Origin of the sequence: Solwaraspora sp. WMMB762 (assembly GCF_049179115.1) — a bacterium.
GTDB lineage: Bacteria > Actinomycetota > Actinomycetes > Mycobacteriales > Micromonosporaceae > Micromonospora_E.
In genome coordinates this window covers 2,692,284-2,715,539 of record NZ_JBMHMD010000001.1, presented here as the reverse complement: position 1 = coordinate 2,715,539, position 23,256 = coordinate 2,692,284, and the positions used below count along the sequence as shown (strand labels likewise).

At 71.0% G+C, this 23,256-nt stretch carries 25 protein-coding genes; 16 read left to right on the top strand and 9 right to left on the bottom strand.

Translation table 11 applies throughout. The annotated features are described in order from the left end of the window. Positions 1-10: 10 nt before the first annotated feature. A complete protein-coding gene (locus ACN27J_RS12055; RefSeq protein ID WP_421366027.1) occupies positions 11-577 on the bottom strand; it encodes a DUF402 domain-containing protein in 567 nt (188 codons plus the stop codon). Between ACN27J_RS12055 and ACN27J_RS12050 the strand changes: the two genes are divergently transcribed. From ACN27J_RS12050 to ACN27J_RS12040, 3 genes are all read left to right on the top strand, one after another. Then, the gene (locus ACN27J_RS12050) at positions 558-2,057 is read left to right on the top strand and encodes a helix-turn-helix transcriptional regulator (protein WP_421366025.1); all 1,500 of its coding nucleotides are present in this window, start codon (positions 558-560) and stop codon (positions 2,055-2,057) included. The two genes, ACN27J_RS12055 and ACN27J_RS12050, sit on opposite strands and share 20 nt — an antisense overlap. A gap of 87 nt (positions 2,058-2,144) precedes the next feature. Further along, complete coding sequence (locus ACN27J_RS12045) at positions 2,145-2,783, top strand: hypothetical protein (RefSeq protein ID WP_281551063.1); 639 nt, start codon at positions 2,145-2,147, stop codon at positions 2,781-2,783. After that, positions 2,780-3,469 carry a hypothetical protein gene (locus tag ACN27J_RS12040; RefSeq protein WP_421366023.1) on the top strand — a complete coding sequence of 230 codons (690 nt, stop codon included), beginning with the start codon at positions 2,780-2,782 and terminating at the stop codon, positions 3,467-3,469. Before ACN27J_RS12045 ends, ACN27J_RS12040 begins: the two co-directional genes overlap by 4 nt. Before the next feature lie 142 nt (positions 3,470-3,611). Here the strand turns inward: ACN27J_RS12040 and ACN27J_RS12035 are convergent, their stop codons facing one another. From ACN27J_RS12035 to ACN27J_RS12025, 3 genes are all read right to left on the bottom strand, one after another. Further along, positions 3,612-4,154 (bottom strand): GNAT family N-acetyltransferase, encoded by a 543-nt coding sequence (locus tag ACN27J_RS12035; protein WP_421366021.1) that lies wholly within the window; start codon positions 4,152-4,154, stop codon positions 3,612-3,614. 63 nt (positions 4,155-4,217) lie between these two features. Next, a complete protein-coding gene (locus tag ACN27J_RS12030) occupies positions 4,218-4,469 on the bottom strand; it encodes a winged helix-turn-helix domain-containing protein (RefSeq protein WP_421366020.1) in 252 nt (83 codons plus the stop codon). Positions 4,470-4,508: 39 nt separating this feature from the next. After that, entirely contained in the window at positions 4,509-4,745 is a 237-nt protein-coding gene (locus ACN27J_RS12025; protein WP_421366018.1) for a winged helix-turn-helix domain-containing protein, read from the bottom strand. 268 nt (positions 4,746-5,013) lie between these two features. Between ACN27J_RS12025 and ACN27J_RS12020 the strand changes: the two genes are divergently transcribed. The 4 genes from ACN27J_RS12020 to ACN27J_RS12005 all read left to right on the top strand — a co-directional run bounded on the left by ACN27J_RS12020 (position 5,014) and on the right by ACN27J_RS12005 (position 7,469). Continuing rightward, positions 5,014-5,373 carry a hypothetical protein gene (locus ACN27J_RS12020; RefSeq protein WP_421366016.1) on the top strand — a complete coding sequence of 120 codons (360 nt, stop codon included), beginning with the start codon at positions 5,014-5,016 and terminating at the stop codon, positions 5,371-5,373. Continuing rightward, on the top strand, positions 5,370-6,092 hold the full coding sequence (locus ACN27J_RS12015; protein WP_421366015.1) for a hypothetical protein: 723 nt from the start codon (positions 5,370-5,372) through the stop codon (positions 6,090-6,092). The genes ACN27J_RS12020 and ACN27J_RS12015 overlap by 4 nt, the downstream gene beginning before the upstream one ends. Further along, a complete protein-coding gene (locus ACN27J_RS12010; RefSeq protein WP_421366014.1) occupies positions 6,089-6,538 on the top strand; it encodes a hypothetical protein in 450 nt (149 codons plus the stop codon). The genes ACN27J_RS12015 and ACN27J_RS12010 overlap by 4 nt, the downstream gene beginning before the upstream one ends. 79 nt (positions 6,539-6,617) lie before the next feature. Then, positions 6,618-7,469 carry a maleylpyruvate isomerase family mycothiol-dependent enzyme gene (locus tag ACN27J_RS12005; protein WP_421366013.1) on the top strand — a complete coding sequence of 284 codons (852 nt, stop codon included), beginning with the start codon at positions 6,618-6,620 and terminating at the stop codon, positions 7,467-7,469. A 15-nt stretch (positions 7,470-7,484) separates the two neighbouring features. Here ACN27J_RS12005 and ACN27J_RS12000 read toward each other — a convergent pair whose 3' ends face one another. Genes ACN27J_RS12000 through ACN27J_RS11980 form a run of 5 tightly spaced genes read right to left on the bottom strand, consistent with a single transcriptional unit; the run spans position 7,485 to position 11,672 of the window. Further along, positions 7,485-8,462 carry a quinone oxidoreductase family protein gene (locus tag ACN27J_RS12000; protein ID WP_421366012.1) on the bottom strand — a complete coding sequence of 326 codons (978 nt, stop codon included), beginning with the start codon at positions 8,460-8,462 and terminating at the stop codon, positions 7,485-7,487. Further along, on the bottom strand, positions 8,462-8,824 hold the full coding sequence (locus tag ACN27J_RS11995; protein WP_421366010.1) for a hypothetical protein: 363 nt from the start codon (positions 8,822-8,824) through the stop codon (positions 8,462-8,464). Before ACN27J_RS11995 ends, ACN27J_RS12000 begins: the two co-directional genes overlap by 1 nt. After that, positions 8,821-9,684: an extradiol ring-cleavage dioxygenase gene (locus ACN27J_RS11990; RefSeq protein ID WP_421366008.1), complete on the bottom strand. Its 864-nt coding sequence runs from the start codon at positions 9,682-9,684 to the stop codon at positions 8,821-8,823. Before ACN27J_RS11990 ends, ACN27J_RS11995 begins: the two co-directional genes overlap by 4 nt. A 24-nt stretch (positions 9,685-9,708) precedes the next feature. After that, the gene (locus ACN27J_RS11985) at positions 9,709-10,506 is read right to left on the bottom strand and encodes a citryl-CoA lyase (protein ID WP_421366006.1); all 798 of its coding nucleotides are present in this window, start codon (positions 10,504-10,506) and stop codon (positions 9,709-9,711) included. Next, on the bottom strand, positions 10,488-11,672 hold the full coding sequence (locus ACN27J_RS11980) for a CaiB/BaiF CoA transferase family protein (protein ID WP_421366004.1): 1,185 nt from the start codon (positions 11,670-11,672) through the stop codon (positions 10,488-10,490). Before ACN27J_RS11980 ends, ACN27J_RS11985 begins: the two co-directional genes overlap by 19 nt. 257 nt (positions 11,673-11,929) lie before the next feature. Here ACN27J_RS11980 and ACN27J_RS11975 point away from each other — a divergent pair, with 257 nt between their 5' ends. The 9 genes from ACN27J_RS11975 to ACN27J_RS11935 all read left to right on the top strand — a co-directional run bounded on the left by ACN27J_RS11975 (position 11,930) and on the right by ACN27J_RS11935 (position 23,230). Beyond that, positions 11,930-13,390 (top strand): amidohydrolase family protein, encoded by a 1,461-nt coding sequence (locus ACN27J_RS11975; protein WP_421366003.1) that lies wholly within the window; start codon positions 11,930-11,932, stop codon positions 13,388-13,390. Positions 13,391-13,462: 72 nt separating this feature from the next. Beyond that, the gene (locus ACN27J_RS11970) at positions 13,463-14,293 is read left to right on the top strand and encodes an IclR family transcriptional regulator domain-containing protein (protein WP_421366001.1); all 831 of its coding nucleotides are present in this window, start codon (positions 13,463-13,465) and stop codon (positions 14,291-14,293) included. 139 nt (positions 14,294-14,432) lie between these two features. Continuing rightward, complete coding sequence (locus tag ACN27J_RS11965; RefSeq protein WP_421365999.1) at positions 14,433-16,670, top strand: acyltransferase family protein; 2,238 nt, start codon at positions 14,433-14,435, stop codon at positions 16,668-16,670. Between the two features lie 8 nt (positions 16,671-16,678). Then, the gene (locus ACN27J_RS11960) at positions 16,679-18,196 is read left to right on the top strand and encodes a hypothetical protein (RefSeq protein ID WP_421365998.1); all 1,518 of its coding nucleotides are present in this window, start codon (positions 16,679-16,681) and stop codon (positions 18,194-18,196) included. Positions 18,197-18,221: 25 nt separating this feature from the next. Next, on the top strand, positions 18,222-18,950 hold the full coding sequence (locus ACN27J_RS11955; protein WP_421372211.1) for a sugar phosphate nucleotidyltransferase: 729 nt from the start codon (positions 18,222-18,224) through the stop codon (positions 18,948-18,950). Positions 18,951-18,997: 47 nt separating this feature from the next. Continuing rightward, the gene (locus tag ACN27J_RS11950; RefSeq protein ID WP_421365996.1) at positions 18,998-20,323 is read left to right on the top strand and encodes a nucleotide sugar dehydrogenase; all 1,326 of its coding nucleotides are present in this window, start codon (positions 18,998-19,000) and stop codon (positions 20,321-20,323) included. Beyond that, positions 20,323-21,357, top strand: a complete 1,035-nt coding sequence (locus ACN27J_RS11945) for an NAD-dependent epimerase/dehydratase family protein (protein ID WP_421365994.1) — start codon at positions 20,323-20,325, stop codon at positions 21,355-21,357. Before ACN27J_RS11950 ends, ACN27J_RS11945 begins: the two co-directional genes overlap by 1 nt. Next, on the top strand, positions 21,348-22,181 hold the full coding sequence (locus ACN27J_RS11940) for an FkbM family methyltransferase (protein ID WP_421365992.1): 834 nt from the start codon (positions 21,348-21,350) through the stop codon (positions 22,179-22,181). The genes ACN27J_RS11945 and ACN27J_RS11940 overlap by 10 nt, the downstream gene beginning before the upstream one ends. Further along, on the top strand, positions 22,181-23,230 hold the full coding sequence (locus ACN27J_RS11935; protein ID WP_421365990.1) for a sulfotransferase: 1,050 nt from the start codon (positions 22,181-22,183) through the stop codon (positions 23,228-23,230). Before ACN27J_RS11940 ends, ACN27J_RS11935 begins: the two co-directional genes overlap by 1 nt. Positions 23,231-23,256: the final 26 nt, after the last annotated feature.

Sequence of the window (23,256 nt, the reverse complement as noted above, 5' to 3'; positions counted from 1 at the left end):
GCACGCCGCCTCAGGGCGCGGGACTTCGCCGAGGAGCATGACGTGGCGAGGTGAGTCGGGTCCAACTGCGGTCGAAACGCAGGGCGGCGAGCCTGGTGACGGTCTCCGGCGGGAAGTCGGGCCAGGTCCGCAGGGTCTCGTGGCGTCGGTTCAGCCGGCGGTCGAGGAAGCGTTGGGTACGGACGAGCCCGTCGGCCGCCTCGGCCGGCGTCAACGCGCCATCTCTGGCCGCTGCGGCGTACTCGTCGAGGTCGAGCACCCGGTATGGATGGTCGGGTGGTCCGACGATGACATCGATCCATAGGTCGTCGACGACGATCTCGGTGTCGGTGCCTGACACCCGGACCAGGTCGCAGTACCACCACCCTTGCTGCGCCGGTGGAAAGATCACCGGCTGGTTGATCTGGAACCCGTCATCGAGCAGTACGTAGCTGCGCTGCTCGTGGTGCCGTCCGTTGAGCCGGAAGCCCCAGTCGTAGACGATGACGTCGTCGAGCCGCCGTCCCGCTGCGCGTATCTCGCCGTTGCGCACCACCGTGACCGGCGCGAGTCCGTCGATGCTGGTGTCGTCGTCCATGCGTGGCATGGTGCCCCAGAAAGCTTGCCATCCGGTACGGAGTTTCCGAAGAGCTGGGTGCCATTCGTCGGTGGAGGGCCGTGGAAATTCCACGAAGGTGGCGCGTGCGAGTTGTCGACAGACCGTTGAATTGATCTTTCCGATCTGCGTTACTTGTGTGCACCGTGGACACGGGCCGCGACGGGAGGGCGTCCAGTTGACCGGACGGCGGGACAGTTTCATCAGGAGGCGCAGGGCGGCCGGCTTCAGCCAGGAAGGGCTGGCCGAGCGCCTGCAGGTCGATCGCACCACCGTTGCCCGGTGGGAGCGGGGTAAGGCCGAGCCGCAACCGTACACCCGAGCACGACTCGCGGAAGCGCTCGGCACCTCGGTCGATCAACTCGATGCCCTGCTCGCCGGGGAGCCGGAAAACCGATCTCTGGACATCGACGATTGGGGCGGTACCGTTACATCGGGGGACGACAATGGAGGTGATCTTACGGACCGGCGTGCGTTCACGATCAATGCCGCTCTGGCGGGCCTGGGCATCGCCAGCCCGCTGCGAGACTGGGTCACCGCGCCCGATGTACCGCAGCACCTGAGCATGGAGCACCTGCAGCAGGTGTCGGCCACCATCGCGGGCCTTGAGCGGGCCGACGCGGCGGCCGGTGGCGGCAGGCTCTGCGACATCGCCATCGCCATGCACCGGCGGCTGACCCGCTGGGATAGGGAGGCCACCTATCCCCGGCAGGTCGGCGATGCGGTGCAGAGCAATCTCGGCGATCTGGAGGCCTGGATCGGCTGGCTCGCGCTGGACGCGGAGCGGCGTGCCGAGTCGCGCCGCTACCTGCAGGAGGCGATCGTCCGCGCCCGGCTGCGCGACGATCCGCACCTTGAGGTCCACGCCATGGTGGTCATGGCGATGCTGGTCAGGGAGGTGCGGCCGGTCGAGTCTGTGCAGATCGCCGAGGCAGCCCGACGCATCTCCGGCCCGTGGGCGACCCCTCGACTGACCAGCCTGCTGCACCTGCGGACCACGCACGCGTCCGCGCTGATGGGCGACGGCATCGAGTCCAGCCGAGCCCTGGCCAGGGCAAAGACCGCGTACGACCGTGGCCCCAGCGACGACGACCCGCTCTACATCAGGTTCGTCAACGACAACGAGGTCAATGCGGTGGAGGCGCTGTCGCAGATGGCGCTCGGTCGCCCCGAGCGGGCGGTTCCCTGCCTGCAAGCCCGGTTGGCGCACCACGATCCGGTCTATCGGCGGAACCAGATTCTCGGCAAGGTCAGCCTGGCGATCGCGCTGCACCAGCAGGGCGACTCCACCGCAGCAGGCACCGTCGCGCTGGACGCGCTGCCGGAGATCGCCGAGCTGAAGTCCGGGCGTGGCCGCAAGCGGCTCGCTGGGTTGCGGGCCGACCTTGGTCAGGTGGCTGACCAGGTGCCAGCGGCACGGGACTTCGTCGAGGCGTACGACGTGGCGAAGATGGCGGCCTGACGAGTCGCCCGACCCGCCGGTGCCGGCGGGCTGGGCCAGGCTCTGGCCGCCGGCGTCGGCTTGGCTGAGGCTGGGAGACTGGGCGGTATGTCGACTGTGATCGTGCCCGCCGGGTTGAGCATGGGTCCGCGCTACCGGTACGTTCGACCGCCGGACCCGACGCCGGAGTGCTACGAGGTGCACCTCGGCGACGACCTGGTCGAGTTGACCGAGACCGAGGCGGCGGTGTGGGCGGCGGCGTTCCTCTACCCGGACCGGCACGCCAAGCTGTCGGTCAACCGGGAGTCGCTGGTGCGGATGCTGGAGACCGCACCGAAGCCGGAGCCGCAGGCCGCCCGGTACGTCGACGACCTGATCGCTCGGGGTCTGCTGGTCGAGTTCGACCCGGACGGCGACCTGCGGCCGGTGTTCAGCCGGCACAAGCTGCTGCCGCTGGCCCAGGGCCTCGGCTCCACACCGGACGCCCCTCACCAGCACCGCATCGGCATCGGCGACCAACCCCTCGTCGCCGTGTCGAGCGATGTGTATGCCCAGTGGTCGTTCTCGTTCCTGCATCCCGACCTGTGGACCGCGTGCGCCTTCTACGCCGATGACTCCGAGCACGTCGCTGCTGGCGGGGAGCCACTCAACCTGACAGCCGAGTCCTTGGCGCGTGAGGTGGCGGAAGTGCTGCCCTTGATGATCTCGGCGGCCTGCGCCGCGTTGGATCCGATCGTGGCGTCATGAGGTACCGCCGGCAGGCACATCAGCGCTCGACACCGGACCGCTCGTTCGCGTCGCGTTTCAAGCACGAGGTGGCCAAGGAAGGCAGCGGGACGCTGGTCCAGCAACTCGGTGCCGGGCTGGGCGCACTGATCGGGCTTGCCGCCACCCGATGGGGGTTGCCGCCCGCGCCGGTCGCCATCGCTGGTGCCTTCATCGGTCATGCTCTCGGTGCTGTCGGCAAGGGGTTCGTCAACACGGTGTTGGACCGGCGACGTGAGGCTCGGGCGGGCGACGGCACGACCTCGGGCGGCTCCGGCGCTGGTGGTGGCGGTGCGAGACCGTTGAGCAGCGTCCGCCGCCGCTATCCCGGCCACCGGAGCCGGGGCGGCGGCGACCGTACGATCACCATCGGCGGCCCGGCGAGCCGGGGCGGCGGTGGTGGGGCCGGCGGAAGCACCGGCTCCTACCTGCAACAGCTGCGTCGGCTGCTGGACGAGATTGAGACGCAGCAGGTGAAGCTGGCGAACGTCGCGAACGCGATGCGGGCGAGTCAGCTCGGCGTGGCACAACTGCTCGCCGGCGGCCGGCAGGACCGTACGCAGGAGATCTACACCTGGTCGGAGCTGTCCCGCGCCAACGTCGAGGAAGCAGCGATCCTGACTCACCAAGCAGTCAAGAGCCTGAATGCGTACCTGTCGAATCTGTAGCCTGGTCAGCGTTGACCGACATTGATTGTCGGGTCGGGGATGCAGGCCGAGTCTGATGCCACAGGTGCATCAAGATGCATCTGTGGCATCACCTCACCGGGAGCGATGGGGTGCCGGAGACCCGGCAGGACGCGTGGGATGTTCAGCGGGCAGTTGGTGCTGGCGCACTCATCTGGTCGCGGCGAAGTTGCAGCGCCGGGTGGCGTGACGGGGCGAAACCCATCGACTGGTACAGGTTGCCGCTGCCCGCCGTGGCGTTCAGATCGACGACGCTGACCGTGGTGTCCGTGGCAAACCAGTCCAGCAGGGCCCGCACACAGTCACGGGCGTAGCCGCGGCCACGATGGGCCGGCTCAGTGCACACGTTGAACAGGTGGCCGCGCAGCCCGCCCGGGTTGCCGGGGGAGGGGGCGTGCCGGTCGCACAGGCCGACGGCGTTGCTGACGATGCCGTGCTGTGGGTCGTCGACCACGAACGCCGCGAACATCTCAGGGTCGCCGAGCGACCGGGTGAACCAGTCGAGGGCCGCTGACCGCCACTCGGCCGTCTCGTCGCCGACCGGTGCGCCCATGTCCTGCAGCATGACCGCCCGGAGCCGCACCAGGGCGGGAGCGTCGGCCGGTGTCGCGCGGCGTACGAGTGGCCGGGCCGGCAACTGCGTCGATGGTTGCGCTGGATCTTGCATCGGCGCAGCCTATCGTCGGCCGCCGAACTGGGCATCGGCAGCACGAGGGAACCGTCATTGTCGTCAAACCGCCGGGTTGACGACAATGACGGTTCCCTCGTGGTCAGCAACTAGCACGCCTACCCCGGGTACGCCTCGGACCACACCTTCCGCCTGCAGGGCGAGGATGGCCTGGCGGACGACCGACGTCGCGACCCGGTGCTGTTCCCGTAACTGGTCGGTGGGCGGCAGTCGATCGCCGGGAGGCAGTTGACCGGACTCGACCTGCGCCCGGATGTCGTCCGCGACCTGTTTCCACTGCGGCGCTACGGTCACTGGCCCTCCTGGCGACAGCCGGCAGTGGGCACGCCAGCGCTACGAGCCGGCGGCGTCGTCGCGGTCGGCGACAAACACACCAAGCCCGTGTACGCCCTGCACGATGCCCTGCATCTGCAACATGAGGATGGCGCGGCGGACCACTGTGGTGGACACGTTGTGCTGTTCGCGTAGCTGCGCCGTTGACGGCAGCTGATCACCTGGGCCCAGCTCGCCGGACTCGATCTGCGAGCGGAGATGATCAACGAGCTGTTCCCACTTGGGCTTCACGGGCATTTTGGACTCCCAGGTCTGCCCCGCCATTGGATCACAGCCCAGCTATGTACGACAAGACACAGCTACTACAGCAAAGCTCTGTGCGACCAGATGTACAAAGTTGGCCTCGGTGTCTTGCTTGGTGCATCCGGGTGTGCAAAGCTCCCATTGACCGGTTCCCAGGTCTGCAAACCCGGAGCTGGTTCCCCGCAAGGAGCCTGGTCGGCCGGCAACCCCCGCCGGCTGACCAGGTGCGCCCTCTCCACGCCTGAACGGGAGGCACCGACCGGTGATATCCGACCCCCGACCCGCCACCACGCTGCCCGACCGCCAACGACAGCACCCCGAGATCCGACCCGACGGACAGCCGGTGACCGCCTCCGCCAGCGGCGCCGTCTACACGGCGTACGCCCGCGACCGGGTCGTCGCGGCGCAACAGGCCGTCGACACGCACATCACATCGGCGTACAACGGGTGTTGTCTGGGCTGCGGACGGCCCGGCCCCTGCGCCGACCTGGCCGCCGCCGAGATGACCCTGGCCCGCTACCACCGGCTGCCGTTCCGTCGGCCCGGCGCGACCCTGCTCGACCCGACCCGGACCACCGACGCCGACCCGGCGCGGTTCACCTGGTGGCGGAGGTCGGCATGACCGACGCACCAGTTGAGCGGACCGACACCGCTGACGGGCAGGCGTTACAGGTGGCCGCCGACATGATCGACGTGCTGCGGACCGTCGCCCTGGCAATGGAGACCACCGTCACCCACGCCGAGGAGCAGCTCGACGGCACCCGGCACCCGGACGCGCGACTCGCCACCGACCGCTACCAGACCGCACTGCACGAAGCGTGGGAGGCGTACGGTGAAGTGTTCGATGCGGTCAGCGCCGGCCGCCCGCAGCTGCCGGGTGGCCGGCCGGTCGCGGTAGCGTCCATTCTGTACGGCCTGCGGACCGCTCGCCAGCACGCTGCGCACGCCGCCGCCCAGCTGCCTGACCTGCGGCAACGGCTCACATATGCCGCTGACCGGCTGCACCGCAGCGAACACCCGCACGCCCAGACGACCGCCGACCGGCTGGCCGTCGCGCTGAGCCGACTGCGTGACGTCGAGGTCAGTCTGAGCGTCGGCACCGGCGCGGTGGACCGCTACGTCGACGCCCTCGACACCGGTGCCGATCCGCCGGCTGCCCGGACGGCCCGGCTGGCTGCGGTGCGGCCGATAGCCAGCCCCAACGGGGACGCCCTTGCCATCGGCACTCGGATGGCGGCGACGGTAGTGGCCGCCAACCGTTGGCACCTGCGGTTCCGGACCCGCTGGCAGGTGTTCCGCCAGACATTGTGGAACAACGTGAAGCGGGAGATCCGCCTGTGACGACCAAGAAGCCGGTAACGACCAACCAGCCGGTGGCGGCGCTGACATATCTGATGGCCGGGCAGGTGCACGCCCACGACCGCTGGGTGCAGCGGTTCACCGAAGCCGACCGCCAGCATTATCTTGACCTGCTCAGCGCGTTGTTCGTGCTCTGCGCCGACCGGCGGTTCCGCCGCGACGACCACGGCGCGGTGATCCGGTTCGTGGCCAGCGTCCGGGAACGCTTCGACCCCGACCGCACCATGGTCGACCCGGTCATCGCGGAGAACCTGCTGCTTGCCGCGCTCGGCCGTCACGAGACGCTGCCGGCCACCGCCGAGAACATCACCGTACAGACGTTGCTCACCGTCGCCCTGGTCAGCGACGAGCAGCCCAGCCCGGCCGGCTACGACGCGCTGCTACGCGAGGTCGACGCCATGGTCACCACCGCGTCGCCGCCCGGCTAGGCATCCGCCTCGACCGTCGATCCCTGATGGACCAACTCCGGAATATGCTGTGCCTTCGGCGACTGGAGGGGACGCGACGATGACCGGGAACAGCCCACCACACACGCTGCTGCTGCGGACCGCCGGTCGGTCCGATCTGGATCCGGCGCGGCTGCTCGACGTCTTCGCCGCTCAGCGGCGGCGGCTCTGCGACGATCTGCGGAGTCTGAGCCCCGAACAGTGGTCCGCGCCGAGCCGCTGCCCCGGATGGTCGGTGCAGGACACCGTCCGGCACCTGGGCGACGTCACCGGCGCGGTCGCCGCCGGCCCGGGTGACCGGATGTTCGACGTGACGGCCGGTTTCGACCCCCGGACCACCCCTCGCCAATGGCTGGCGGCGTCGGCCGGTGAGTCACCGGCGGACACCCTCGACCGGCTCGCCACGACGACGGAGAAGGCATTCGCCGTGGCCCGGGACCGGCTGGCCCGCGACGACCGGTTCGACGTCGTCCTGCCGTACGGGCCGATGGACTGGACGGTGCAGGCGCTGCACGTGCTGTGGGACTCGTGGCTGCACGAACGCGACATCTTCCTGCCGCTGGGCGTCGACCGCCCGGCCGACCCCGAGGCGACCAGCTATGCGACCGCGTACGGGCTGCTCATCGCGGCGGCCGTGGCGCAGAAGTTCGGTGCCCAGGTACGCCAGCGTCTCGAACTTGGCGGCGACGGCGGTGGCGTATTCGAGCTAAACTCCGACGAATCGGTGACGCTGACCGCGACGCTCACCGCGACCCGGGCGGCGACCGCCGGCCCGCCGGCCGCCGAGGTGACCGACGCACTGGCCGGCCGCGGCTCGGCTTCGGTGCTCGACGGTGTGCCCGACGGGTCGCGTACCGCTCTGACCGTCCTCGCCACCTTCTTCACCACCCCGGCCGAGGAGACCACGGTCTGACGGTGGCACAGGCGCCTACGGGGTGACGACGATCCGGGCGCCGGCCGACCCGTCGGACTGGGCCTGCCAGGCGTCGGTCACCTCGTCAAGCGGCCGCACCTGGTGGTCGACGGTCAACCGGCCGGCGTGGGCGTGGCCGGCGATCGCGGCGACCGCCGCCGCCCGCTGCTGCCCGGTCAGCTCGTTGTTGGTGTAGCCGAGCACCCGCAGCGAGCCGCCGCGCAGCGTGGCCGAGTCGATCGGAGCGGTTGCCCCGGCCGAGCTGCCCAGGTTGACCAGCCGGCCACCGAGCCGCAGCACCTGCAACGCCGCTGCCGCCGGCACCCCGAACAGTGGGTCGAGGACCAGGTCGACCGGGCCGCCGGCGGCCTCCCGCAGCCGGTCGGCGAGCCCGGGTACGTCGTCGTCGGCGCGCAGCGGCACCACCGCGTCGGCACCGAGGGCCCGTAGCCGCTCGGCGGCGGTGGCCGACCGGGCGGCGGCGGTGATCCGGCGGGCCCCGGCCAGCCGGGCGATCTGCACCCCGGCCTGCCCGACGGTGCCGCTGGCCCCGAGGATCAGCACGTCCTCCCCGAGGCGCAGCCCACCCCGCAGGGTCAGCGCCGACCAGGCGGCGACCGCCGAGTAGCCGAGCGCGGCGATCAGCCGGTGGTCCACCCCGTCGGGCAGCGGCACCAGGTCGGCGACGGCCACGGCGGCGTACTCGGCGAGGCCGCCGTCGCCGGGTGCCATCCCGGCGCGGGTCGGGAACCACACCCCGGAGCCGTCGGCGAGGGTGCCGACGCCCTGCACCCCGGGCACGTACGGCAGGGCCGGCGGGCCCAGGTAGGAGCTGCCGGAGGCGCAGAGCAGGTCCAGCGGGGTGATCGGTGCGGCGCTGACCCGGACCAGCACCTGCCCGGCGGCCGGCGTCGGCCGGGGCCGGCGCTGCACGACCGGTGGTTCGCCGTACCCGGTGAGCACGGCCGCCGATATCAGGTCCGTCGTGGCCATCAGGTGGCGATGTCCGGGTACGGCAACGAGAAGTGGGCCAGCCGCAGTCCGTACTGCTTCTGGTAGGCCAACGGCTCGTCGTGGTCGCGTTCGAACATGGCGATGAACAGGGTCAACGTCAGGAACGGGTGCGCGCCCAGCTCGAACAGCCGGACGTGGTCGTGGCTGGCCAGCGCGTCGCGTTCGTCGTCGGTGAAGCGCAGCCAGGTGCTGGCCTCGCCGGTGTGGCAGTTCAGTACGGAGTTCGCCCGCTCCGTCTCCCACCAGGTGACGAATTCGGCTGGCTCGGACCGGTAGCGCTCGACCAGCTCCGGGTCCCGGTCGACGGTGTAGAGGAACTTGTCCACAAGGTACTTGCTCATGCCGGCGCTCCGTTCGGGTACCAGGTGAAGTAGGCCTCCATGGTGTGGAACAGGTCGAGGGTGTCGACGTGGTGCGCCTTCGCACCGGCTCCGGCGACGCCCATCATCAGCATGAAGTCCATGAAGCCGTGGGTGGCGTTGCCGGGGGAGTGCAGGCTGTCGAGCGTCACCTCGGCGAGGCAGCCGTCCAGGTCACCGTTGGCGATCCACTCCACCGCCCGCTGGTCGAACTCCGGGTCCGGGCCGTGCGGGCCGAACTGGCGGGGCCCGCCCAGCTCCAGCGACAGGTGCCCGGTGCCGATGATCGCCACCCGCAGGTGACTCGGCCACGATTCGACGATGTCCCGGATCGCCGCGCCGAGCTGCACGAAGCGTTTCGGCTGCGGCAGCGGCGGGGCGAAGATGTTGGTGTAGATCGGCACGATCGGCAGGTCGGCCTCGGGCCGCAGGGTGATGATCGGGCAGGTGATGCTGTGGTCGATCCGCAGCTCGTTGCTGAACGCCAGGTCGAACCCGGCGTCCAGGCCGGCCCGCAGCAGATGGCCCGACAGGTCCTCCTGGCCTTTGAGTAGCATCCGGGGCAGGCCGAACTCGCGTTCCTCGTTGTACCAGTTGGCGTCGTAGAACGGTGCCTTGCCGACCAGGAACTGCGGCATGTTGTCCAGCCACAGCTGGTGGAAGTGGTCGGAGCCGACCATCACCAGCACGTCCGGGTTGGCCTTGGTGAGGGTCTCCCGGAACGCGAGGATCTTGCGTTGCCACTCGTCGGCGAAGGGTGGCCGGTCCTCCCCGGTGGCGGTGGTGGCCCGGTAGTAGAACGGGTGGTGGGTGGAGGCGATGACCGCGACGATGCTGGCCATGGCCGCTCCTTCCAAGAGTGGGGATCAGGAGGTGGCAGGGGGGACGTAGCGGGCGTTGCGGTCGACGGTGCGGTAGATGTCCATGCCGAGCGGGTTGCGGCGTTCCTCGGCGAGGTGGCCGAGCAGCCCGGCGGTGCGGGCCAGCAGGGCGAAGCCGCGCAGCAGGTCGACCGGCAGGTCCAGGTCGGCGAGCGCGGCACCGCACACCCCGGCGCCGTTGAGCGGCAGGGTACGGCCGAGCACCTGCGGGTGGACCCGGCCGATCGCCTCGAACAGCCGCAGGTGCGGCCCGCGCAGCCCTTCGTCGTCCGCGATGCGGATCAACACCGGGGTACGCGGGTCGACGTCCTTGTGCACCGGGTGGCCGAGGCCGGGCAGCAGCCGCTTGGCGGCGCGGGCGTCGCGTACCGCCGCCAGGGCGACCTCGTCCCAGCCGGCGTCGTCGTCGGGGTGGGTGTCGAGCCCGGCGAGGACGTCGGCGAGGAACCGGCCGCAGTCCTCGGTGACGCCGAGGAAGCGGGAGCCGCCGCCGAGCAGCCCGGCGGCGATGGCACCCTGCAGCGACTCGGGGGCGCTGAGGTACGTCAGCCGGGCGGCGATCGCCGTCGGAGTGAAGCCGTGGTCGGCCAGCGCGACGAGGACCGCTTCGAGGACCCGGACTTGCCCGGGGGTGGGTCGGCGGCCGGCGACCAGCCAGTACGCGAGCTCACCGAAGCCGACCTTGCCCATCAGGTCCTCGGCGAGGTTTTGGCCGAGCAGCCGGATCGTGGTCCGGTCGGAGGTGCCGATCGAGGTCGGGAAGCTCAGCTGCTCGTCAGCCATGCGCGGATCTCCTCACCGTGTTCGTCGAGTGCGGGCGGCGGCGCGGCGTAGCGTGCCGGGGTCTGCGACAGGGTGATCGGGTGCCGGATGCCGGGCACGGCCGCCGCGCCGTCGCCGACGGTGACCACCGGGTCGAGGCCGAGGCGCTGGGCGAGCGCCACTCCGCCGTCGATGGTGTTGATCGGTGCGCACGGCACCCCGGCGGCGAGCAGTTCGTCGAACCATTCGTCGCGGGTGCGTTTCATCAGCTGCTCGACCAGCAGCGGGCGTAGCGCCTCCCGGTTGGCGGTGCGGTCCTGGTTGCGGCCGAACCGGGGGTCGTCGACCAGCTCCGGTACGCCGAGCACCTCGCACAGTTTGCGGAACTGCCCGTCGTTGCCGGCGATGACGATGAGTTCGCCGTCGGCGACCGGCAGCGGCTCGTACGGGAACAGGCTCGGGTGGGCGTTGCCCATCCGGAACGGCACCACGCCGCCGGCGACGTACCCGCTGCTGTGGTTTACCAGCCCGGACAGTGCCGATGACAGCAGGTTGACTTCGACGTGCTGGCCGGTGCCGGTGGTGTCGCGGTGGTGCAGCGCGGCGAGGATGCCGATGCTGGCGTGCAGCCCGGACATCACGTCGAAGACGCTGATCCCGGCCCGGTACGGCGACCCGTCGGGGTCGCCGGTGAGGCTCATCAGCCCGGAGACGGCCTGCACCATCAGGTCGTAGCCGGGGTAGGCGGCGCCGGCACCGGTGCCGAATCCGCTGATCGACGCATAGATGATCTTGGCGTTGCGCTCGGCGACGCTGTCGTAGTCCAGGCCGAACCGGCGCAGCCCGCCGGGCCGGAAGTTCTCGATCATGACGTCGGCCCGGTCGGCGAGCCGGCGGGCGACGTCGAGGTCGTCGGAGTCCTTCAGGTCCAGGGCGATGGACCGTTTGTTGCGGTTGATCCCCAGGTAGTACGTGGAGACGCCGTCGCGGGTCGGCGGCATCCAGGTACGCGTGTCGTCGCCGCCCGGCCCCTCGACCTTGATCACTTCGGCGCCGAGGTCGGCGAGCAGCATGGTGGCGTACGGGCCGGCGAGGATCCGGGAGAAGTCGGCGACGAGCAGCCCGTGCAGCGGCCCGGTGCCGCCGGCTGGTCGCGCGTCGGCCCCCGGCGGGTGGTGCTCGGTCATCTTCTGGTCGCCTCCCTCATGCCCGTACAGCGGACGATCGTCCGAGAATCGAGTCTCGGTCGCGGGCCCAGGCGTGTCAACCCGCACCGACAAGCTCTCAGCAAACTTCCTGTTCAAGCTACTCAAGGTTGGGGTGAAACAAGTTTGAAATCTTCTCTTGACGTCGCTCGTGACCCGGAACACACTGGCAGGAATCGTGATTGACCGTCTAGCGGACAGTGGTCCGAAAACCTGTGGAGCGGATGGGAGAGGCGCTGATGAGCACAGACGCGCAGCGGAGCGCGGCGGCCGGCCGGCCGGTGGTCTTCCGCAACGGCCTGGTGCTGACCATGGACGACAGCCACACGGTGCTGCCCCGCGCCGACGTGCTGATCGTCGGCGACCGGATCGCCGAGGTCGGCGAGGCGCTCGCCGTACCGGACGGGACGCTGGAGATCGACGCGGCCGGCGGCATCGTCATGCCCGGCATGATCGACACCCACCGGCACATGTGGCAGACCGCGATGCGCGGGTACGGGGCCGACTGGACGCTGACCCAGTACTTCGTCTGGTACTACCTCGAATCCGGCAAACTCTTCCGACCCGAGGACGTGTACGCCGGCAACCTGCTCGCCGCGATCGAGGCCATCGACGCCGGGGTCACCACCACCGTCGACTGGTCACACGGGCTGCAGACCCCGCAGCACGCCGACGCCGCCGTGGACGCCCTGGAAGCCGTCCCCGGCCGGTTCGTCCTGGCCTACGGCAACCTGCAGCAGGGTCCCTGGGAGTGGGCGACCAGCCCCGACTTCCGCGACTTCGTCACCCGCCGCATCCACGGCCGGGGCGACATGCTCGGCTTCCAGATGGCCTTCGACGTCACCGGCGACCCGACCTTCCCGGAGAAGGCCGCCTTCGAGGTGGCCCGGGAGCTCGGCGTGCCGGTCACCACCCACGCCGGCGTCTGGGGTGCCACCAACGACGACGGCATCCGGCTGATGCACGAGAACGGCTTCATGACCGAGTCGACCGTCTACGTGCACGCCGCCACCCTCAACCGCGACTCGTACAACCGGATCGCCGCCACCGGCGGATCGGCCTCGGTCTCCACCGAGAGCGAGCAGAGCGCCGGCCAGGGCTACCCACCCACCTGGCAGCTGCGCCAGCACGACATCCCGGTGTCGCTGTCGATGGACACCAGCGTCTGGTGGAGCGGCGACCTGTTCTCCGCGATGCGCGCCACGCTCAGCGCCGACCGCTCCCGCGAACACCTCGAGGCGCACGGCCGGCAGGAGACCGTCACCCACTGCCACCTGCGGGCCGAGCAGGTCGTCGACTGGGCAACCCGGGGCGGGGCGCGGGCGCTCGGCATGGACAGCCTGGTCGGTGCGCTCACCCCGGGCCGCAAGGCCGACGTGGTGCTGATCAAGAACGAGGCCTCGCCGGTGATGTTCCCGGTCCTGCACCCGTACGGCCATGTCGCGTTCCAGGCCCAGCGCGGCGACGTGCACAGCGTGGTGATCGACGGCCGGTTGGTCAAGCACGAGCACCGCCTCGTCGACGTCGACCTGGCCGCCGCCCGAGCCGCCGTGACGCGCACCATTGAGCACCTCACCGCCGAGATGGGCGACGACGCCTGGACCAAGGGGATGAACCCGGACATCCCAGAGACCAAGGTGCTGGACAACCCGTACACCTACACCCAGTGGGACGCCGGCAGCGCCCAATGGAAGCATTGACCGTCTGACGGGCCCCGGCGGGTCGACCGCCCGCCGGGGCGGACCGCCGATCACCACCGAGAGAGGGCCGCCGTGGCGCGCGAGGCCGGAGCAGACTTCATCGAGGCGTTGGCCCGTGGCCTCGACGTGCTGCGCTGCTTTCCGCCGGGCCGCCCCACCATGACGCTGAGTGAGATCGCGGCGGCCACCGGGCTGGCCCGTCCGACCGTACGGCGGATCCTGCTCACCCTCGACGAGCTCGGGTACGTGCGCAGCAGCCCGGACCGGGGGTTCTCGCTCACCCCACGGGTGCTCGAACTCGGCATGACCTACGTCAACGCGTTGAGCATCTGGGACGTGGCCCGCCCGCACATGCAGCGGCTGGTCGGGCAGACCGGCGAGTCGACGTCAATGGCGCAGCTCGACGGCAGCGACATCGTCTACGTCACCCGGGTCGCCGTACCCAAGATCGTCACCCTTGCGGTGACCATCGGCACCCGGTTCCCGGCGGTCGCCACCTCGATGGGAAAGGTGCTGCTCGCCGCGCTCGAACCGGACGAGCTGACCGCCGCGCTGGCCCAACCCGGTCGGTCCGGCATCACCCCGCGTTGGCGGCCCGACCGCGCCGAGCTCGACCGGGTGCTGCGCGAGGTCCGGGCCCGCGGCTGGGCCGCCGCCGACCAGGATCTGGCCGCCGGCATCCGGTCGGTGGCGACCGGGGTACGCGACGGTGACGGCCGGGTCGTCGCGGCGGTGAACGTGACCGTGCACGCCGCCGAGACGTCGATGGAGAAGCTGACCGGCGAGCACCTCCCGCGCCTGCTGAGCACCGCCGCCGAGATCAGCCACGACTGGGCGCGACTCGGCGCGGTGCCGATGACCACCGTACGGCAGCAGTCGGATCCGGAGCCGGCCAGCAGATGACCAGCAGGTGCGCCGCTTCATCATCCTTGGGTGATTTTTCCGCTTTCATGAGTTAATTCGGCAAACATCGCTCTTGCCACAAAAAGCACTGATAGAACTGTCCGTACCTGTCAGGGTTCGGAGAGTGGGTGCGCAGCGGATGACCAGTTCCGAGCTGGCCACGACGGGCGTGCCGGGGCGCGCGGCCAATGCGGCCGGCACCGCTACCACCGCTCCGGTCCGGGAGAAGCCGCCGGGGGCGGCCGAGGGCGCGGCTCGGGGGCCGGCCCGGCCGGTCATCATCGGCGGCCGGGGGCACGGCACGTTCCGGCGGGACATCGAAGGGCTGCGTGCGGTCGCGGTACTGCTCGTCGTGCTCTACCACGCGGGCGTCCCGCTGTTCGGCGGCGGCTACGTCGGCGTTGACGTCTTCTACGTCATCTCCGGGTTCGTGGTCACCTCGGTGCTGCTGCGCGAGTACGCCACCGACGGCACCATCTCCATCCTCGGCTTCTACGCCCGGCGCGCCCGGCGGCTGCTGCCCGCCGCCGTCCTGGTGCTGCTCACCACCCTGATCGCCGCCTGGTGGTGGCTGCCGCTGCAACTGCAGTGGATCGCCACCCAGGCGATCGCGAGCGCCGCGTACTGCGTGAACTTCCTGCTGGCCCGCAACAGCGTCGACTACCTGGACACGATGCGCCGGGAGTCGCCACTGGAGCACTACTGGTCGCTGGCGGTGGAGGAGCAGTTCTACCTGTGCTGGCCGCTGCTGCTGCTCGCGCTGCTCGGCCTGCCCCGACTGCTGCGCTGGCGGCAGGCCAGGTCCTGGTGGCGTCCGGGCGATCTGCGGCTGGTGTCCGCTGTCGTGGCCGGCGTCGCCGTGCTCTCCTTCACGCTCTGCGTCTGGCTGACCGCCACATCGCCCGGGTACGCGTACTTCGGCTCCCCGGCGCGGGCCTGGCAGTTGCTGGCCGGCGTGCTGATCGCCCTCGGAGCCGGCGCCGCGTCGCGGCTCCCGGCCCGGCTCGCCGCCGCCATGGCCTGGACCGGGTTGGCCGCCGTGCTGGCGGCGGCCCTGCTGTTCGACAGCACCACCCCGTTCCCGGGCTACCCGGCGCTGCTGCCGGTGGCCGGTGCGGCGCTGGTGATCGCCGCCGGCTGCGCGCCACACAGCGGTGGGGCCGGCGGGCTGCTCGCGCTACGTCCGATGCAGTGGATCGGCCGGCTGTCGTACTCGTGGTACCTGTGGCACTGGCCGTTCCTGGTGATCGGCGCGGCCCTGCTCGGCGGGCACGGCACGATCTGGCAGAACCTGGGCCTGGTCGGCGGTGCGTTGGTCGCCGCCGCCGGCACGTACCTGCTCGTCGAGGCCCCGTTGCGGCGGCGCCGGCGCACGGTCCGGCCGTGGCGCACGATCGGCCTGGCCGCCGTGGCGTCCGCCGCCGTCGTCGCGGTGGCGGTGCCGGCGCTGGCGACGAAACCGACGCTGGTGGGGCCGGGCCGGCCGGTCGACACCGCGGCCACGCTGGCCGCCTCGACCGACGTCGAGCGTGACCTGGCCCGGTTGGTCGCCGCAAGCGCCGAGGCCGGCCCGGTGCCGGCCAACCTGACCCCGCCGCTGCCCGAGGTGACCACCGACATTCCGGCCGTGTTCCACGACGGCTGCGTCGTGCTGCGGATCACCGACACCGGCACCGACCACCCGTGCGAGTACGGCGACCCGGCCGCGCGGCAGACGATGGTGCTGTTCGGCGACTCGCACGCGGGCAGCTGGTTCCCGGCGGTGCGCCGGCTGGCCGACGAGCGCGGCTGGCGACTGGTCGTCATGGTCAAGGGGTTCTGCAGCGCCGCGTCGGTGCGCTTCCACCTGGACTCGGTCAACCGGCCGTACGACGAGTGCGTCCAGTGGCGGGAGCAGGCCCTGCGACGGATCGGCGAGTTGCGACCCGCGATCGTGATCACCTCGTCGACCAACTACACCTTCGGTGACCCGGTCGGCGGTTACCCCGACCGCGATCAGGTCTGGACCGACGGCTGGGCCCGGACTATCGACACGATCAGGTCCACCGGCAGCGAGGTGGTGCTGATCGGTGACGTACCGTGGCTGCCGGCGACCGTGGTCGACTGCCTGGCGCTGCACCTGACCGACGCGCGGACCTGTCACGGTGCGGTGTCCGACGTGGTGCTGGAGCCCCGTCGACGGCAGATGATCGCCGACGCCGTGCGAGTCCAGGGTGCCAGGGTCGTTGACCCGACCCCGTGGTTCTGCACGTCGACGGTCTGCCCGGCGCTGGTCGGCAACGTGGTCACATTGCGCGACGGCAACCACATCTCGGCCACCTACTCGCGGTTGCTGTGGCGGGCGTTGGACGAGCGGATCGGGCTGCTGGGCGCCTAGTGGACACCGTGACCGGTCGTGGCCCGGGTGACGACGCGCGTACGGCGGCGACGAGCTGGCTGCTGGCCGCCACCCTGATCCCTACCGCCAGCGCGGTGCTGGCCTGCGTGGATCCCCGGCTGCGGCACTGGTTCCTGATCCCGGTCACCGTCTGCGGCGTACTGATCGGCGTCGACGCCTTCGAGTGGCTGCTGCGCCGGCGCGACGTGTTCGACCCGCAGGCGATCCTCGGCCTGTTCGGCGTCCACTTCTACTACCTCGCGCCGGTGCTGCACGTCCTGGTGGACTACTGGCCCGCGCTGCTGCACCCGTCGGCGTCCGGTTGGCGATCAGCGCTGGGCGCGATGGCGCTGCTGAACATGGCCGGGCTGGCCGTCTACCGGCTGGTCCTGTCGCTGCCCGGCCGTGGTCCGCGTCGGTCCGCGCCCCGGCTCGACCCGGCGCGCTACCAGTCGGTCGCCCTGGTCGCCGTCGTCATCGGTGTCCTGGCGTTCGGCGTCGAGGTGGTGCTGCTCGGCGGACCGGGCGGCTTCCTCACCGCGATGACCCAGGACCGCGAGGCGTTCGCCGGGCTGGGTTGGCTGCTGCTGATCAGCGAGTCCTTCCCGCTGCTGCTGTTCTGCCTGGTCCTGGTGCGCTGGCGACAGCTGCTGCGCCGCCGCGTCGACCTGGTGTTGCTGCTGCTGGTCGGCCTGGTCGCGGTCCAGTTCCTGGTAGGCGGTTTGCGGGGCAGCCGGTCGGCGGTGCTGTGGCCGCTGGTGCTCGGCCTGGTCCTGGTGCACCTGCTGGTGCGGCCGATCAGCCGCAAGGCGTTCGTCGCCTCGGCGGCGGCCGTGGTGATGTTCGTGTACGCGTACGGGCTCTACAAGGGCGCCGGGGTGGAGGTCGTCGACATCGCCAAGGGCACCCGTACCGTCGAGGAGGTCTCCGCGGAGACCGGCCGTGACCTGCCGACGGTGCTGCTGGCCGATCTGGGTCGGGCGGACGTTCAGGCGCTGCTGCTGGACCGGCAGCGCGCTGGTGCCGCCGGCTGGAGCTACGGGAGCACCTACGTCGCCGCGCCGCTACTGCTGGTGCCGGGCAGCGTGGGCGCCGAGCAGGTGCGGAGCAAGTCGGCGGTCGGCACCGACGTGCTGTACGGGCCGGGCGTGTACGACTCCGGCCTGCGGTCGCAACGGGTCTTCGGCGTCACCGGCGAGGCGATCCTCAACTTCGGTCCGGCCGGCGGCCTGCTGTCGTTCGTGTTCCTCGGACTGTTCCTGCGGTTCGCCACCCGGTACTACGCGCAGGCGAGGCGTCGTGACGCCCTCGCGGCGAAGCTGCTCTGCCTGCCACTGTGCGCGATCACGGTCATCCTGGTCACCGCCGACCTGGACAACATCCTGGCCTTCTATCTCGGTGAGGCGCTGCCGCTGGCGCTCGTGGTGCTCTGCGCGATCGCGCGCCGGTCACGGCCGGCCGTCGGTCATCGTCAATACCGACAATCGGTGCCTAACGCGCTGCTAGTCTCAAATCATCTCAAATAACCGAAGGGGTACACCAGTGGACGACATGCATGTCGTGATCATGGCGGGCGGCAAAGGGGTACGGCTGCGGCCGTACACCACGGCGCTGCCCAAGCCACTGGTGCCGATCGGCGAGCACTTCGCGATCCTCGACGTGGTCCTGCACCAGCTGGCCGTCTGCGGATTCCGGACCGTGACCATGGCGATCAACCACCACGGCTCGCTGATCCGGGCGTTCGTCGGCGACGGCTCGCGGCACGGACTGTCGGTCGACTACGCGCAGGAGCGGACTCCGCTGTCCACCGTCGGACCACTGTTCACGATGCGCGACCGGCTGCCAGAGCGGTTCCTGGTGATGAACGGCGACATCCTGACCAACCTCAACTACGCCGACCTGCTGCGGGCCCACACCGATTCGGGCGCCCCGGTGACCGTGGCGACCTTCCGGCGCAAGGTGAAGGTCGACTTCGGTGTCCTCGCCGTCGAGGGGGACAAGGTCGTCGAGTTCAACGAGAAACCCACCCTGGACTACCGGGTCAGCATGGGCGTGTACGGGCTCAGCAGGCAGACGATCGCGGCGTACCCGAGCGGCATCGCGTTCGGTTTCGACCAGCTGATGATCGACCTGATCAACCAGGGCAACCCGCCCGCCGCCTACGACTTCGACGGCTACTGGCTGGACATCGGTCGGCCCGAGGACTACGACGAGGCGAATCGCAGCTTCGAGACGTTGAAACCGATCCTGCTGCCGGCCGCGCTGCGGGAGCCCGCATGAACGCGCGCCCGGACCGGACAGACCTCGATCTCCGACAAGGAGCGACAATGGTGAATCGAATCGGCATCGTGGGCATGGGCTACGTCGGGCTGACCCTGGCAGCCGGCCTGGCCCGCAACGGATTCGAGGTGCACGGCGTCGACAGCGAGCCGCGCGTCCGGGAGGCGCTGTCGGCCGGCCGGGTCCACCTGTACGAGCCGGGCCTGACCGAGGCGCTGCGGGACACCCTCGGCCGCAACCTGTTCGTCCATCCGACCCTTCCGCCGGATCTCGACGCAGCGGTCATCTGCGTGTCGACCCCGGTCCGCGACGGCACCTCGACCCCGGTCCGCGACGGCACCCGGCAGCCGGACCTGACCAACGTCGCGGCCGCCGCCACCGAGATCGCCCGGCGCTGCGGACCGCAGACCCTGGTCGTGGTCCGCAGCACCGTGCCGGTCGGCACCAGCCGGCGGGTCGTCCTGCCGGCGTTGACCGCAGCCTGGGGCCGGGCCCGGCTGGTGATGGCACCGGAACGGACCATCCAGGGGCAGGCGCTGCGCGAGCTGACCGAACTGCCCCAGGTGGTCGGTGGTCTCGACGACGACAGCCGCCGCGCCGGGGTGGCCCTGTTCGGCCGGCTCGCCCGGCAGGTGGTCCCGGTCTCCAGCCTGGAAACCGCCGAGCTGGTGAAGCTGGCCAACAACTGCCACACCGACCTGATCTACGCGTACGGCAACGAGATCGCCCTGCTCGCCGGGGCGCACGGGGTGGACCCGTTGGAGGTCGTCCGGGCCGCCAACCACGACTACCCGCGACCCGACCTGGCCCGCCCCGGCTTCGTCGGCGGGAGCTGCCTGTCCAAGGACCCGTACCTGTTCGGTGCCAGCGCACCGGCGCACACCCCACTGCTCGTCGCCGCTGCCCGGCAACGCAACGAGCAGTTGCCGGTGCAGGTGGCGGAGACCGTCATCGGGCGGCTGCGGCAACTGCGCGGCGCGACCGCCGGAGCGACCCTCGCCGTCCTCGGCTGGGCGTACAAGGGCTGGCCGCCGACCGACGACATGCGCGGCGCGGCGATCGTGGCGATGCTGCCGGCATTCGACCGGGCCGGGCTACGGGTGCTCGGCCACGACCCGCTGGTGGCCGACGAGGTCATCCGGGCCCACGGCGGCGAGCCGGTCAGCCTCGACAAGGCGTTCAGCGAGGCCGACGCGGTGCTGGTGCTCAACGACCACCCCGACTACCGGGGGCTGCCGGTGGGGACGCTGCTGCCCGGCACCGCCGTCCGGTTCGTCTATGACTCGTGGCGGATCCTCGACGAGGAGTCGGTGCGGGCCGCCGGGGTGCACTACGAGAGCCTGGGCTACCGGCCGGCCGGGGAGCTGGTGTGATGCGCGCGCTGGTCCTCGGCGGTGCCGGGTTCATCGGCCTGCACCTGGTGCGCCGGCTGGTCGCCGACGGTCACGCGGTCACCGTGGTCGACGACTTCTCCCGGGGCCGCGACGACGCCGAACTCGCTCAGGTCTGCGCCGACCCGGCGGTCGAGGTGGTCGCCGGTGACCTCACCCGGGCCGCGACCTGGGCGGCGCTGCCCCGTCACTGGGACCAGGTCTACCTGCTGGCCGCCGTGGTCGGGGTGCGCAACGTCGAGGCCGACCCGGCCCGGGTGGTCCGGATCAACGCGCTCGTCGCGCTGCACCTGATGGACTGGATCGACGCCGCCGACCGGGTCTTCTTCAGCTCCACCAGTGAGGTGTACGCCGGCGCGGTCGACGCCGGAGTGGCCGCCGTACCGACCGGTGAGGACGTCCCGGCGATGGTGGCCGACGTGACGGCACCCCGCTTCGCGTACGCCACCAGCAAGCTGCTGGGCGAGGCGGCCGTGCTGCACGGGTCCCGCGCGGTCGGCGCACACGCCGTGGTGGGTCGATTCCACAACGTGTACGGGCCCCGGATGGGCACCGACCACGTGGTACCGGAGATGTCGCTGCGGGCGCTCCGCGGCGAGGACCCGTTCCGGGTGCCGGGCGCCGACCAGTACCGCGCCTTCTGCTACGTCGACGACGCCGTCGAGGCGGTGGTCCGGCTGATGGCCACCCCCGACGCCGCCGGCCGGATCGTGCACATCGGCGACGACACGGAGCAGACCAACATCGCCGATTTGGCGAAGCTGGTGCTGCGTACCGCCGGCAGCCACGCGACTCTGCGGCCCGAACCCGCGCCGGCCGGCTCGGTGCACCGGCGCTGCCCGGACCTGGGCCGGCTGCGCCGGCTCACCGGCTACCAGCCGGCGGTCGCGCTGGAAGAGGGCGTCGGGCGGACCTTCGCCTGGTACCGCGACCACGGCCGACCGACCGGTGCCGAAGATCCGACGCCGTCAGATGCGCCGGACCGAACCGAAGGGCGGGTGCCGTCATGGCGGTGAGTCTGCGTCGCCGGATCCTCGATGTGGTCGACGACCGTGTCGACCCCCGGATCATCGCCGGGCTCGGCGGTATCGCGCTGTCGCTGCGGTCCCGCTCGCGTTGCGTCGTGCGGTACGAGGAGGACACCTGGATTCACCGGTACCGGGGCGGGACGGTGGTCAACACCGAGCTGGGCGGGCTGTCCGCCGAGCGGGAGGACCTGGTGGTCCGGGACACCTTCCTGCACGGCTACCACCCGCGTCCCGGTGACACCGTCGTCGACATCGGCGCCGGTGTCGGCACCGAGGTCCGGTTGTTCTCGCGAGTGGTCGGTCAGCGGGGCCGGGTACTCAGCATCGAGGCGCACCCGCGTACCTTCCGCTGCCTGCGTCGCACCGTCGAGCTCAACCGGCTGTCCAACGTGACGCTGCTGGAGTGCGCGGTGGTCGGCGAGGCCGGCCCGGTGCGCATCGACGAGGACGCGCTCAGCCACATCCGCAACGGGATCAGCCAGGAGGGCACCGGCGGGATCGAGGTCACCGGCCGCCGGCTGGACGAGATCCTGCGGACCTGCGGGGTCGACCGGGTCGACCTGCTCAAGATGAACATCGAGGGTGCCGAGCTGAGCGTGCTGGAGGGGGCCCGCGACGTGCTCGACGTGGTCGACAACCTCGTCGTGTCCTGCCACGACTTCAAGGCCGAGGGCCCGGCCGACGCGTGGATGCGCACCTTCGCGCCGGTCAAGGCGCTGCTGCGCGACGCCGGGTACACGATCACCACCCGACCGGCCGACCCCCGGCCGTGGATCCCGTACTACGTGTACGCCTCCCGGGGCAGGCACTGATGCGGCTGTTCTACATCGGCGGGATCGGCCGCAGCGGCAGCACCCTGGTCGAGCGGGTGCTCAACGAAATGCCCGGGGTGTGCGGGCTGGGCGAGGTCGCGCAGGTCTGGGACAACGGGGTACGGGACAACCGGCTCTGCGGGTGCGGTGCGGCGTTCCGAGACTGTCCGCTGTGGAGCAGGATCGGCGAGTACGCCTTCGGCGGCTGGGACAACGTCGACCTCGCCCGGATCGCCCGGTTGCGCGCCGTCGTCGGCCGGACCCGGCACGTCGGGCTGCTCGCCGCCCCGTGGCTCGGCGAGCGGCGTCGGGCCCGGGTGATCGAGTACGTCGACTACCACGCGCGCATCTACGCCGCGGCGGCGGCGGTGACCGGGGCCCGGGTCGTCGTCGACTCGTCCAAGGACACCGCGTTGGCGTACGGCCTGCGCTGGGCCGGACCGGCCGATCTGCGGATCCTGCACCTGGTGCGGGATCCGAGGGGGGTGGCGTACTCCTGGATGCGCCGGGTGCACGACCCGGAGTCCGGCACCGACGTCGCGGTGCCCCGGTTCCCGGCGGCCCGGTGCGCGCTGACCTGGAGCGGGCACAACGCCGCGTACGACCTGCTGGGCCGGCTGGGCCGGCGGCGGCACGGCGCGGTCGCCGGGCGGCTGGTGCACCGGATGCGGTACGAGGAGTTCCTCGCCGATCCACTGGGTGCGGCCGGGACGCTGAGCCGGCTCGCCGGTCTGCCGCAGACCGGGTTGGATCTGTCCTACCTGTCCGGCGGAGAGGCGGAGCTGGGCGAGTTGCACAGCGTCTCCGGCAACCGGATGCGGTTCACCACCGGCCGCCTGACGTTGCGGGTCGACGACGCGTGGCGTACCGGCCTGCCGGTCGCTGCCCGCCGGACCGTCACCGGACTGTGTGCGCCGCTGCTACGCCGGTACGGCTTCCACCGCCCGCCGCCGCCTGACCCGTCAGCGCCAGAGCCGTCAGCGCCAGAGACCGAGGCGGTCGGATCCGAGGCGGTCGGATCCGAGGCACATCACCGACTGAAAGTGTAGATACCGCCCTGAACAAGGGTGTTTCC

Coding starts and splice junctions, on each gene's coding strand:
- ACN27J_RS12050 (WP_421366025.1), top strand. CDS start 558: ATGCTGGTGTCGTCGTCCATGCGTGGCATGGTGCCCCAGAAAGCTTGC.
- ACN27J_RS12040 (WP_421366023.1), top strand. CDS start 2,780: ATGAGGTACCGCCGGCAGGCACATCAGCGCTCGACACCGGACCGCTCG.
- ACN27J_RS11950 (WP_421365996.1), top strand. CDS start 18,998: ATGGTGAATCGAATCGGCATCGTGGGCATGGGCTACGTCGGGCTGACC.
- ACN27J_RS11940 (WP_421365992.1), top strand. CDS start 21,348: ATGGCGGTGAGTCTGCGTCGCCGGATCCTCGATGTGGTCGACGACCGT.
- ACN27J_RS12015 (WP_421366015.1), top strand. CDS start 5,370: ATGACCGACGCACCAGTTGAGCGGACCGACACCGCTGACGGGCAGGCG.
- ACN27J_RS11955 (WP_421372211.1), top strand. CDS start 18,222: ATGCATGTCGTGATCATGGCGGGCGGCAAAGGGGTACGGCTGCGGCCG.
- ACN27J_RS11980 (WP_421366004.1), bottom strand. CDS start 11,672: ATGACCGAGCACCACCCGCCGGGGGCCGACGCGCGACCAGCCGGCGGC.
- ACN27J_RS11935 (WP_421365990.1), top strand. CDS start 22,181: ATGCGGCTGTTCTACATCGGCGGGATCGGCCGCAGCGGCAGCACCCTG.
- ACN27J_RS12000 (WP_421366012.1), bottom strand. CDS start 8,462: ATGGCCACGACGGACCTGATATCGGCGGCCGTGCTCACCGGGTACGGC.
- ACN27J_RS12035 (WP_421366021.1), bottom strand. CDS start 4,154: ATGCAAGATCCAGCGCAACCATCGACGCAGTTGCCGGCCCGGCCACTC.
- ACN27J_RS11995 (WP_421366010.1), bottom strand. CDS start 8,824: ATGAGCAAGTACCTTGTGGACAAGTTCCTCTACACCGTCGACCGGGAC.
- ACN27J_RS12005 (WP_421366013.1), top strand. CDS start 6,618: ATGACCGGGAACAGCCCACCACACACGCTGCTGCTGCGGACCGCCGGT.
- ACN27J_RS12025 (WP_421366018.1), bottom strand. CDS start 4,745: ATGCCCGTGAAGCCCAAGTGGGAACAGCTCGTTGATCATCTCCGCTCG.
- ACN27J_RS11975 (WP_421366003.1), top strand. CDS start 11,930: ATGAGCACAGACGCGCAGCGGAGCGCGGCGGCCGGCCGGCCGGTGGTC.
- ACN27J_RS12045 (WP_281551063.1), top strand. CDS start 2,145: ATGTCGACTGTGATCGTGCCCGCCGGGTTGAGCATGGGTCCGCGCTAC.
- ACN27J_RS11965 (WP_421365999.1), top strand. CDS start 14,433: ATGACCAGTTCCGAGCTGGCCACGACGGGCGTGCCGGGGCGCGCGGCC.
- ACN27J_RS12055 (WP_421366027.1), bottom strand. CDS start 577: ATGGACGACGACACCAGCATCGACGGACTCGCGCCGGTCACGGTGGTG.
- ACN27J_RS11945 (WP_421365994.1), top strand. CDS start 20,323: ATGCGCGCGCTGGTCCTCGGCGGTGCCGGGTTCATCGGCCTGCACCTG.
- ACN27J_RS11985 (WP_421366006.1), bottom strand. CDS start 10,506: ATGGCTGACGAGCAGCTGAGCTTCCCGACCTCGATCGGCACCTCCGAC.
- ACN27J_RS11990 (WP_421366008.1), bottom strand. CDS start 9,684: ATGGCCAGCATCGTCGCGGTCATCGCCTCCACCCACCACCCGTTCTAC.